The organism is Alloprevotella sp. oral taxon 473 str. F0040 (assembly GCF_000318095.2).
Classification (GTDB): Bacteria; Bacteroidota; Bacteroidia; order Bacteroidales; family Bacteroidaceae; genus Alloprevotella.
Map to the genome: position 1 here is coordinate 130701 of NZ_KB290710.1, position 12001 is coordinate 142701.

The following is a 12001-nucleotide window of genomic DNA, read 5'->3' on the forward strand; positions in this document are numbered from 1 at the left end:
ATAATACATTCCAGCAGTGAGATAGTCTTCGTTTGAAGAGCTATCTCACTGCTTTTTTCGTGCCAGAATAAGACCTTCGGGACTTGCAAACTTTTTGGGATAATACCGCTAAATCATAATTTAGAGGCGATGGCAAAGCAACTCTACGACTATTGGTTCGTGCAGTTCGACTTTCCAGACGAAAACGGCAAGCCCTACAAAAGTAGCGGTGGAAAAATGGTGTGGAATGAGAAGCTGAAAAGGGAGATTCCTGAAGGATGGTGTGTAGATGCGATAGGGAATATTCTAGACAAATATCCTACAACTAAAAGATACGAAACAAAAGAGTATTTGTCAATAGGAAAATATCCGATAGTTGACCAAGGAGATGCTTATATTGTTGGTTTTACCAACGAAAACGATAACTTACTAAGCAGATACCCCGCAGTGCTATTCGGAGACCACTCTACAAAAGTCAAACTACTTGACTTCCCTTTTGCGCGCGGCGCAGATGGTACACAGATTTTATACTCAAAATCTCCTTTGGTGAGCCAATACTATCTTTATTTGGTCGTTGCATCATTACAGATACCTAACCCAGGCTATTCAAGGCATTTTAAATACCTGAAAGAATTACCAATTGTAATTCCTTCCAAGAGTGTCATTAGCACTTTTACGGCAAAAGTTAAACCTTTGTATATAGAAAAGAAAGAGAATATATTTGCCAATATAGCATTAACTAAGCAGCGCGACGAACTTCTCCCTCTCCTGATGAATGGACAGGTAGAAATCGGTGTCGAGCGTTCTCGACTAAATTATGATTTATCGAACGATTGAGGGCTATTTTACGGTCAATATCAGATAAGAGTTGCCCTATCTTTTTTTGTTCAGGCAAAGGAGGAAGCCATACTGTGCAATCTTTTATTTTATCAGGAGAGGTATGCCTAATTTTTGTTTGTTGGGCGGCTGCACTTAGTTGTCGTTTCACCATATCAGAAGATATGAGATAATAGGCAAACCTTTTATCAAGGAGTTCTTCTTTGCAGGTAATTTTGGCTATATCCTGGCTTTGAATATATTTCCCGCTTTCAGGAATCCATGCGGTAGAACCGAGCAAACCTATAGCTTGTTCGGTTAGTGGAGTTATCAAATCTCCCTTTTCAAGCAGAAGTTCCTCCTTGAACTCTCCTGTATAAAAAAGATTGTCCTTAGAGGTATTCTGCTTAAAGCAGTTGTTGCGATAGTCAAAGTGCCCACAGGTCAGGCGAATGTATTTGCCCGATGTTGCATAGAAATCACCACTAAGGCTTGCTCCTCTTGTTACCTCTATTAAATCTCCAAGTTTATATTTTCTCATTACCGTTTTGATTAAAAAGGAAGTTCGTCATCAGAAATCGTCTCAGACTTATTAACTGGTGGATAATTAGATTTATAGAAATTGAGAAGAAATAAACCAACAGTGGTTGTTGCATTGACGACAAAGTAAGCATATACTGCATCTTTAATCATTAAATCTCCATCAGTTTTTCCATGAAATTCTGTCTTATCGCTACGTAAACCCTCTATCGCTTTCCCTGCATTTATTAGAGAACAGGCTAAGGTCTTTATCTCTTTAGGGAGATCCCCATTACTCTGCAATCCGAATGCTTTGCAGATATTCCCAATGAGTTTTGTCAAGGTCTCGTTTTTACTCCATGTTACATTTATTCTTGAATCCTTTAGAATCTCCTTAATAATGCTTTCAAGGGCTGAATTTGCTAATCCGACAGCAAGGCTTGGATCTGTCTCTACATCTCTAAATGCCTTTTCAAAGGTTAGGCTTGCTGTTTCATAACTGGACTTTAATTCATTTTTGAAAGTTGGTATGCTTGGGATATAATCAGGAGTTTCTATCCCCAAATCAATTGCAATCTTCAGTAAGGTTCCGCCATCAACATTATGGAGTGTCTTAGTGGCATCTATTTTCTTTTTTGCCTCATCTTTATAATAAAACTGGAAGTTCTCCCAAAAATTATTCCACTCCTGTTCTTCTTTATGCCATTTGCTTAAATACGCTTCAACATCTTCATAACTCTTGAATTGCTCAAATAAACTGGCATTTATCTTTTGAACAATATCCATTTGATATTTTGGAGAGATACTTTCAATCATAGCAATTTCTTTAATTCATCAATACTTGGCAGAGCTTTACGCAGTTTCTCAGGCATTTCTGAGGAGGTCTTATAGGTTGCCACTCCCATAGGCTTGTCATATTGGCGCACCATATACTCTGCGTAGTTCTTGTTAGCACTTCTGCAAAGCACAATGCCTATGGTTGGATTTTCGTGTGGTTTCCGTATTTTGTCATCGGCAATGGCAAGATAGGCATTGAGTTGTCCAAGATAGGATGTTTTGAACTCACCTGTTTTCAGTTCAATAACGACCAAGGCGTTCAACTCTCGATTGAAGAAAACAAGATCGGGAAAATGTTCCACGCCATATATCTCCATCCGATATTGGTTGCCTACAAATGCAAAGTCGTGCCCAAAGGTCATAATGAACTTTTTGATATTGTGAACGATTTGCTGTTCCACCACTCGCTCGTCTATATCCGCGGCATCACGTTCTCCAATTTCCTCAATATTGATAAAGTTCAGCAGATACTCATCTTTGAACGCCATAACTGCCTTACGTGCCAAATCACCTTTATTGATAGTGGCTGTAAAGTTGTTGGGGATGTCGGACTGATGGTGGTAGTCATCATTAGCCATCGCCTTCTTCAGCGTTTCTACGGACATGTGCTCCTCGGCACAGCGATGGATATAGTACAAACGTTCATCAAGCAACTTAACTTTGGCAAGAATACGTGAGTGATGGGTGAATGGAACCCTGAAAAAATCGTCTATTGGGAAACCTGCCGAATTTGTGAATTGCAATTCACGAATTGGCAGTTGGAAATCTTCGGAATTGTCTAAATCGTGAATCGCAATTAACGATTTATCCTTTTCTTCTTCGGCTTCCCAAGATGTAGCATCCAATTCTTTCCATTCTTCATAGAAGATACGCATTAGTTTAAGACTTTCTGGGGAATATCCTCGCAGTCCTGGCAGTAATTGGCGCAATCGGGTACTTATAGCTTCCAATGCACCAGTTCCCCAAACGCCTTGTCGGGTGTTAGCCGAAACATATTTGCCCACACTGAAATAGGTTGCCAACTGAATGCGATTAACACCTTTGGCTGCCTCATACTGTCCTTGTAAGATTGCACTTTTTATGGCTTCAGCCGCAATTTCATAGGTCTGTGATATATGATGTTACTCCATGACTAAACCTATTGGTTAAACTTCAAGCTATCAAGCTGGTGCATGATTTCCTCTTCGAGTCGATGACTTTCTGCGAATTGTTCAGATAGCGTTTGTTTGAAGTTCGCCATACGAGCATTGAATTCCTCCTCGGTGATGTCCACATATTCGATTTTGATGTCGAAATATTGTCCGGCAGAGAGGGAATTGCCTTTTTCTTTTATCTCATCGTAGCTTACGCACACGGAGAAGTCGTCGACAGCTTTGCGCTCGCGGAATGTAGACACGATTTGTTCCACCTCGAAGTCTCGGAGACGCTTCTTCTGATTGTTTCCCTCCTTGTATTCCTCGCCCAACTTGCTTGCATCGATGAGGATTACCTTGTCGGTTGAAGCAGATTTGTCGAAGAAGAGCACAGACACATTGGTGCCCGTGGTGGCAAATACATTGCTAGGCATAGAGATGCAGCCATAAATCCAGCGTTCGTCCACTATTTTAGAGAGAATTTTCTTTTCGATGCCACTTTTGGAGGTGATGAATCCCGTAGGTACAACGATGGCGCCTTTGCCTGTAGATTTCAACGAGTTGAGCACGTGCTGAATGAAGCAAGTGTAGATGGCCATAGCTTCTTTCTTCTTGGCTGGCACATTGGGCACTCCCGCCCAGAAGCGCGCAGGTTGCGCTGCAATCTTTTCACGCGTACCTGAAAAGTCGAATTTGAAAGGTGGATTGCTGACGACAAAGTCAAATTGTCGAAGACTTTGTTTGTCATCGCTTTTGTGGTAAGGCGAGGTGAGGGTGTCGCCTTGGATGGCATAGTCGAGAGAAGAGACCAAACCATTGAGTAGGAGGTTGAGTTTGAGCATCTTGTTGGAGCGCTGCGAAATGTCTTGTGAGAAGATGGTGCAGCGTTCCTCACCGATTTGGTGGCTCAGCGCCATGAGGAGTGTGCCTGTGCCTGCTGAGGGGTCGTAGCATTCTTGGCTGTGCAACTCAGGGGTGTCGCCCACCAGCAAGCGCGCCATGATGGTGGCAATGGCGTGTGGAGTGTAGTATTCGGCATATTTTCCTCCGCCTGCAGTGTTGTAGTCTTTGATGAGATATTCAAAAATCGAGGCAAAGAAGTCGTAGTGCTGCTCGAAGGCAGATTCGAAAGAAAAGTTGACGAGCTTATCGACTAGTGCACGAGCAAAAGGAGCGCGCTGTGCGGCATCAGTGACATAGTGGGTCAGTGGTTCGAAGAGTGGAATCTTGGTGTTCTCTGTGGTTTGCGTAGAGAAAATATCGGCATTTTTTTCTGCGATGTCCGTCATGGTGTTGTCGAAAATCGTGTCAAAATCCCCTTTCCCCTGTTGATTCCACAGATGAGCGATGAGGTGATAAGGCTCTAAGGTGGGCACCTCAGCAGGGAGTGCCCCTTGTAAGAGTAGTCTTTCCTCATCAGTGAGCTGAGCATAAGCCTCTTCCCATTTGGGAGCCTCTTTGATGCGTGGGGCTATGTCGCTAAACGCCCTTTTGATCTCAAAACCAAATTTGTCGTTGAGAAATTTGTAGAGAAACACCTGCGTGATGATTTTATATTCGTTGCCATCGTTGCCCATACCATAACTGGTGCAGGTGGCTTTGAGTTCATCAATGAGTTTGAGGGTTTGTTCTTTGATTGGCATATCTTAGGCGTTAGCGTAGGTGGCGTTGTATTGGTTGAGATATTGCTGCGCAATGCGATCTTTGATGAAATGATAGTCCGCAGTGTCAGGCTTGATTTGGGGTAAATGATAAAGACATCCTTGGATGAGTGAAAGCACCGTCTTCGTGAAAAAAGCATCTTTTTTGAGAATGTCATTCCTGTCGTAGACTTTCTTGTCGATGTCTTCTTTAATCATGCGTAGTATGACCATGATTTCTTCGTCTTTGAAGGAAAACATGGGTGGTTTATTTTCTGCTTCTCTTTGGTGATTCACCTCTCGGATGCGTTTGTGCACGCGAGCGAATTTGACATCTCCATCATATTTCTTCACTAAAGCATTGTTGCGTATGAAAATCACCTTTAGGCGTTTCATCACATCGTCTAGAGCCTTGGTTTCTTCGTTAAACTTCGCCACGGTGTCAATCACAAAGCCACGTTGTTTGAAACGTTCGGTGAAGGCATCGCGCAGAGTGATAAACTCTGGGTCGTCTTGGTCGAAGTTTTGGGTGAAAGCTGTGATGGTGCGTTGCCATTTCTCTTTCAATTCCATACCTCCAGCAATGAGCCGCAATTCCTCTTCTCCAATCTTTGAGAAGTTGAACTCAATGTCTAGCATAGCTTCGTTGATGAGTAGCTTTGTTTCAGCGTTTATTTCGAAGGCTGCTTTCTGATTGATGATGTTGATGCGGTGCTGCACTTCGCTGAGGAGCTCAGGGAGTTTGGTGATTTCCACCTTGGCAAAGTCGTTGCGCATTTGGTCGTCTCCGAAGGTGCGCACAACGTTGGCCATGTTTTTGGCAGCGGTGAGGGCGTGTTTGAGTTCGAGTAGCGTTTCCTTGTCTTCTTCAGTGGAGATTTCAGCAGAGAAATCCTCCGCATTGTCGCACGAGTAGTTGAAGAGAGTTTGACGGATGTTTTTCATCTGTTCGATGATTTCCTCCTTGCTCTCCAGCACTTGAGCGAAAGTGTTCACATTAGTTGGTGCCTCGTCGTTGGATACCTCATTAAATCGGTTCAACTCTTTTAGGTACGCCTCATTGGTTTCATCGAAATTGCGTTTGATGTCTGCAAAGTCAATGAGAAATCCATAGCGCATTTGCTTGTAAGGGCGATTGACGCGCGTGATGGCTTGCAGCAGATTGTGGTCTTTGAGTTTACGACCGAAATACAAGCGTTTGAGTCGTGGTGCATCAAATCCGGTGAGGAGCATGTTGAAAACGATGAGCACATCTATGGTCATGTTTTTCTTGAAGTCCTTGACGATTTGTCGTCGTGTTTCTTTGTCCTCGTGGTCATGCAAGATGAGTCCAGCTTTGAGGGAAGTGTCAGGACACACACTTTGACGGATTTGTTCGAAGTGTTCGTAGAGTTTCTCAGCCTGCGCACTTGTTTCGCAGATAATCATACCACCTAGACTAGGGTCACCCTGAATCTTGCGAAATTTGACCAAATCGCTGATGATATATCGCAAGAGTTCATCCACATAGTTGTCATGCTCTATAATCTGACTCTTGCGCACATCCTTTTTCTCTACGAGGGTTTCTAGTTTGTCTTGCACCTCCGTAAGTTTTTCCTTATAGGACGTTTCAATTTCCTCTCGCAGGATTTTGAGCGTATAGCCGTCGGCGATGGATCGGTCGTAGTAGTAGGTGTGAAGATAGTTGCCAAACACTTGGCACGAGGCTTGTTCCTCCTTGAGGAGGGGAGTGCCCGTGAGTGCAATTTTGATAGCATTTTGGTCTGCATCAAAAAGGTTGGCCAAGAAGCAGCCTCCAGGACGATAGCCTCGATGCGCTTCGTCGAGGATAAACACGCGTTGCAGGTTGGTGGCATAGGCATTGAGTTCCACACGCTCGGTGTCTTCTGCAAATCGTTGAATGTTGACCACGGTGATTTCTGCCTTTCCTTCAGCACCATGTTGAGCCTGGTTCTTTCGGAATTGTTCCATCAGTTCTTTGCGCGTGTTGGCGGTGTTCACCACCAATCCTCTGGCTTCAAACTCTTGGGTGGCTTGTTCTAGGAGATCAAGGCGGTCTACGATAAAATAAAACTTCGCCACTTTGTTTTGCCGAGCAAAGTAGTCGTTGAGCACATGCGTCAAGTGGTAGGATAAAGCCGTTTTGCCACTCCCTTGCGTGTGCCACACCACTCCTGAACGCACTCCTTCAGAGAGTTTGCGTTCTATCGCCATCGCTGCAAAGAGTTGCTGATAGCGCATGACATGTTTTTGGTCGTTCGACTCAATTTTTCCATCCACCTCGCGTTCCATTTTCACATAGGCAATGCCATAGCGCAAGATATAGAGCAATCGTTCCGGACTGCACATGGAGGTCAATATGCGGTTGGTGGGTGTAAAGGCGGAAAGGTTCGTCTGATATTCCGGACTGGTGTGGATGACTTGGCAGTTATAATCCTTTAGAATCTGTTTTTCTGTTGCATCATCGATGGGTGCATAGGGATAATTCTTATGAAAAGGAGCCACTTTGTTGCCTTGAGGATTCTCTTCTCGGAAACAGTTGAAGGGTGCGCTTTTTCTTGCACTGGTGCAATAGAATGCTCCTTCCACTGGCACAACGCCTCCCATGGTGTCATATTCCATGTTGTTGGAGAAAATCATCAATTGGGTGATGTTGAGAAATCGGCGAAACCTCTTGTTGGGAAATCGCTCATTGTTCATGCGCAAACTTTCAGCCACTATTCCTCCAGCATTGTTGGGCTTTTTCACCTCCACGAAGCATAGCGGAAGCCCATTGACAAAGAGCGTGATGTCTGGGCGGAACTCGTCCTGACCATTTTTGCACGTAAACTCCGCCGTAAAGTGAAAGACATTGTTAATAGGGTGGTCGAAGTCTATTAACTTGGTGGGAGAAATGGCTTTGAGCCTTTGATAAAATCCTCTTCCTAAGTCATCATCGTTGAGTTCTTTGCGGATGTACGATAGCATTTGCTCGAAGTTTCCAGCTTGTTCTGGATTAAGTCGGCAAAATTGTTCCTTAAATACCTTAAGGAGAATATTCGTGTGTGGGTCATACACGCCATTGTGCGCATCTTCCTCATGGATTTTACCAAAATATTGGTAGCCCAGTCGGGTGAGATGCACCATTGCTGGCATTTGTACGCGTGTTGCTTCGTTAAATGTACCCATATATTTTCAATTAGAAAGGCTAGAGAATAGGCGAATGTTGGGAAAAATGCTTTCAAAAATGGATAGAAGGATAAATGACCATAGTCCTAGTTGTTGTCTTGGTTGACATAATAGTCTGACTTACCTACAAAGATACAACTTTAAAGGATTTTATAAAGAGAAAATGTCGATTTCTTTATGTTAGGCAAGGATAATCCGCGCATTTCTGCTCTGTGATTTATAACCTACAATTGAGGAATCAACTATCCTTTGACTTTAGGCCTGGACGAAAGAGCATCCCAAAGGATTAAGGCGCGTCGTAGGGATGCTAATGAAGTCTCCAACACTTCCAGCGCAGAAATAGCGCAAAGGCTAAGAAAACTCATGACGGAATGATGCTGCCGAAAGCTGATATTTCTTAAGGACGATGATAGCCCTAATTTGGGGCTTCTCGCGCGCGCGTACGCGCGCGCATTACAGCAAAACTATACTTTTTGCTTTCACAACCTTCACAGAATTGTGCGTATCTATGTGGTATATAGTGGATTATAGAGGTAATAGGAACGGTGTTCGTTCAGAATAGGGCTTTCTAGCTGGGAAAGCCCATTTTTCCATAGACGAAATGAGAAGAAGAAATGAAAACTTGTAGCTTGAAAGTCTCTGAGAAATGCTCCGAAAATCATGGAGAATTTCTGGAATATGTCGGAGTTGTTCTAGAATATCTCGGAGATTTTTTAGGTTTTCTGCGAGCGTTTTGAGGAGACACTTGTAGTAAGTGAAAGTGGATTAGGATAGACATTTTTGAAAGCTTTCAGCAGCGAAAAGTGCATGTGATTGCTTGAATTGTTAAAATATGTCCGAAAAGTTGGTCTAACTCACTGTAGAATAGTTTGTTACGATGGCTGTATGTGAAGGTTGTGAAAGTGAAAATATAAAAACTCCTGTAATGCGCGCGCACGCGTACGCGCGAGAGAAGGCGATTTAAGGTTTGTTAGCTGGGACTCGTTCGTGAGATGAACAACGATGAGTGGTAGGATTAGCTTACAGAGTGGTGGTGAGTGCTCAAAAGGTGGAGCAGGGAATAAGAGGTAGAAGAAATCGCATCCGAAGAAACCATGTTTCTTCGGATGCGATTTAGGAGTCGAATGGGCTTTAGGAGAGTGTGAAGTCGAAATCACTCACGTGTGGCAAGTTTGTGCTCAAGGATTAGAAATTCTTTGGACATGGTGAGACACGAATTGCGCACTCCATACTTATCATCTTGTAAGAAGAGGTTAGGCTTTTGCGGCGTCCCATCCTTGGGCTTTGAGGGCAAATTCGTTGCCATCGCGCGTGATGAGCTGTGTGCCTTCGGCAGCCGTCGTGATGTGACCGATGATTTTGACATCGGGAAGGGCTTCTACACGCTCGTGGTCGGTGAGTGGTACGGTGAAGAGGAGTTCGTAGTCTTCACCTCCATTGAGGGCGCAGGTGGAAACATTGAGATTGAATTGTTCGGCTGCGACTGCTGTTTGGTAGTCAATGGGGAGACGTTCCTCAAAGATGCGACAACCCACTTGACTTTCGTGGCAAATGTGAAGGAGTTCGCTGCTGATGCCATCGCTCACATCGATCATGGCTGTGGGATGGATGCCTGCTTGGCGAAGATTTTCGACCACATCGCGACGTGCCTCGGGCTTGAGCAAACGCTCGAGGAGATATTCCTGTCCAGAGAAGTCAGGTTGGAAATTGAGAGCATCGCGGGCTTCTTGCGATTTGGCAGCCTTCACCTGCGAGAGATAAATGGCTTTCTCGCGCTCCATGAGTTGGAGTCCCATATAGGCCGCTCCGAAGTTGCCCGAAACACAGACGAGGTCGGTGGGTTTTGCGCCTGAACGCTTGACGATGTCAGAGGGAGCAGCGGTGCCGATGGCCGTGATGCTGATGGCGATGCCGGTGAGGGAAGCTGAAGTGTCGCCTCCCACGAGGTCTACACCGTGACGTTCGCAGGCAAGTCGAAGGCCTGCGTAGAACTCATCGAGATCTTCCACTTGGAAGCGATTGCTCACCGCCAGCGAAACTAGGAGTTGACGGGGCGTGCCGTTCATGGCGTAGATGTCGGAGAGATTGACCATGGCGGCTTTGTAGCCCAGATGACGGAGTGGGGTGTAGACGAGGTCGAAGTGGATGCCCTCCATGAGCATATCAGTGGTGACGAGGGTTTGTTCGCCTTCGGTGGCTCCGATGATGGCGCAGTCGTCGCCTACGCCCTGCAAGGTGCTGGGCTGAGTGGGCTTGATGCCTTCGGTGAGGTGGCGAATAAGACCAAATTCGCCAAGAGAGGATATGGTGGACATTAGCTATTAGACGTTAGAGGATAGACGTTAGACGTTAGAAGGTCGCGGACCCTTTCTATTCGCCACAATAAGTGTGGCTCGGGGGCATAGACGTTGGAGAATAGACGTTAGGTGTTAGACATTAGACTTTAGACATTTGAGGCTTGAGGGGCGCAGCCCCTTTTTCACTCGCCTCGAAGACATCAAAGAAGCGATAACGTCTAATGTCTACTCTCTAACGTCTAACCTCTAATTTCTATTTTAGAAATAGAATCCTAGACCAATGCGCATGCCGATTTCACTGCCTTGGGTGAAGTCATTTACCGAGAGCTTGTAGAACACTTGTGGTTCGATGGCAATGTAGTGATTGAGATAGAAAGTATAGCCTATGTTGAAAGGAAGGCGGAGGTCATTGTGGTTGGGGCTACGGTGCATGTATTCGAGGCCTGTGCCGAGTGAAATGCCGTTGGAGGAGAAGTAGTAGCGTAAACCAGCACCGAGAGTGATTTCGTTGTTGCGCTTACCGAAATGGTTAATCCCTGCTGAACCATGCACCATCCAATTGTCTTCAAAGAAATAACCGCCTTCAGCGTTCATGCCGAGGCGAAGACCACCGCGATCGTTGTAGCTGAGACCGAAATTAGAGAGAGACGTATTGACATATCGGGTGTCTTGCTCAAACTGAGCACGAGCACCGATGGTGAAGCTCACGAGGAGAAGCAGGAGAGTAAAAAACTTTTTCATGAAATCTACGTTATAAGTTAGTGAGAATATGCTAACTATTGAATATTAAAGTGTTGCGATAAGTGCTGTGAGACGTTGTACGTGGTCATCGGCTTTTGCCTTGAAGACTTCCGCTTGACCAGGTTCATTGCGCATGGCGTAGGACACACTGCAGGTGTGCACCATGCCAGCGAACTCCATGCCAGTGAAACCTGCAGCAAACATCTGGGCAAACATAAGTTTGTCGAAGGCATTGCCGTTGGCATTGATATAGACTTCTTCGGGAGCCCCTACAGTGAAGGAGAGAATGAGCTTCTTCCCTTTGAGGGCTGTGCCTGTGGAACCATGAGAGAAACCATGGAGCCACACTTCTTCTATCCAGCGTTGGAGCAAACTGGGGATGCTAAACCAGAAAAGTGGGAATTGGAACACTACGATGTCGGCTTCGACAAGGCGTTGTTGTTCACGCGCCACATCAATAGGCTTATGGGTGTAGAGATCTGCTAGACGAACGATTTCAACTTCGGGAAGTGCGACAGAGAGGCGTTCGAGAATTTCATTATTAACAACGGAATCTTTGGGGTCGGTGTGACCGCTGATGACAAGTACTTTAGACATTGATTTTAGATGTTAAGCTCTAGACGTTAGCAATTAGACGTAAGAGATTAGACGTTAGACGTTAGAGGGGCGCAGACCCTTTCTGCTCGGCTTCGTCTACACTGCGTTTCGCTCGCCTCGGGCTCAGCTTAGACGTTAGCAATTAGACGTTAGCAATTAGACGTTAGCAATTAGATGTTAGCAATTAGACGTTAGACGGCTTTGCTGTTGTACATCTATTGCCGCACGGTTCTAAGGTAAACTCTCTAACGTCTAAAGTCTAATCTCTAACGTC

General features: G+C 45.0%; 8 protein-coding genes and 1 pseudogene. 1 reads left to right on the forward strand and 8 read right to left on the reverse strand.

The genetic code is table 11. The features are described 5' to 3' along the window. Positions 1-108: 108 nt before the first annotated feature. Positions 109-268 (forward strand): annotated as a pseudogene (locus HMPREF9999_RS10890) (restriction endonuclease subunit S); the annotation flags it as partial. 450 nt (positions 269-718) lie between these two features. Here HMPREF9999_RS10890 and HMPREF9999_RS10175 read toward each other — a convergent pair. From HMPREF9999_RS10175 to HMPREF9999_RS02170, 8 genes are all read right to left on the reverse strand, one after another. Further along, positions 719-1336, reverse strand: a complete 618-nt coding sequence (locus HMPREF9999_RS10175; protein WP_009436641.1) for a restriction endonuclease subunit S — start codon at positions 1334-1336, stop codon at positions 719-721. Between the two features lie 11 nt (positions 1337-1347). Continuing rightward, positions 1348-2130, reverse strand: a complete 783-nt coding sequence (locus HMPREF9999_RS02140) for an abortive infection family protein (protein WP_009436642.1) — start codon at positions 2128-2130, stop codon at positions 1348-1350. After that, positions 2127-3266, reverse strand: coding sequence for a YhcG family protein (locus HMPREF9999_RS02145; RefSeq protein ID WP_044062943.1), 1140 nt, complete (start codon positions 3264-3266; stop codon positions 2127-2129). The genes HMPREF9999_RS02140 and HMPREF9999_RS02145 overlap by 4 nt, the downstream gene beginning before the upstream one ends. Before the next feature lie 23 nt (positions 3267-3289). Continuing rightward, positions 3290-4927 carry a class I SAM-dependent DNA methyltransferase gene (locus HMPREF9999_RS02150; protein WP_009436644.1) on the reverse strand — a complete coding sequence of 546 codons (1638 nt, stop codon included), beginning with the start codon at positions 4925-4927 and terminating at the stop codon, positions 3290-3292. Positions 4928-4930: 3 nt separating this feature from the next. After that, complete coding sequence (locus HMPREF9999_RS02155) at positions 4931-8092, reverse strand: type I restriction endonuclease subunit R (protein ID WP_009436645.1); 3162 nt, start codon at positions 8090-8092, stop codon at positions 4931-4933. Between the two features lie 1253 nt (positions 8093-9345). Then, on the reverse strand, positions 9346-10407 hold the full coding sequence (gene thiL / locus HMPREF9999_RS02160; RefSeq protein WP_044062945.1) for a thiamine-phosphate kinase: 1062 nt from the start codon (positions 10405-10407) through the stop codon (positions 9346-9348). Positions 10408-10647: 240 nt separating this feature from the next. Continuing rightward, the gene (locus HMPREF9999_RS02165) at positions 10648-11130 is read right to left on the reverse strand and encodes an outer membrane beta-barrel protein (RefSeq protein ID WP_009436649.1); all 483 of its coding nucleotides are present in this window, start codon (positions 11128-11130) and stop codon (positions 10648-10650) included. A 45-nt stretch (positions 11131-11175) separates the two neighbouring features. Further along, positions 11176-11727 carry an NAD(P)H-dependent oxidoreductase gene (locus tag HMPREF9999_RS02170; protein WP_009436650.1) on the reverse strand — a complete coding sequence of 184 codons (552 nt, stop codon included), beginning with the start codon at positions 11725-11727 and terminating at the stop codon, positions 11176-11178. Positions 11728-12001: the final 274 nt, after the last annotated feature.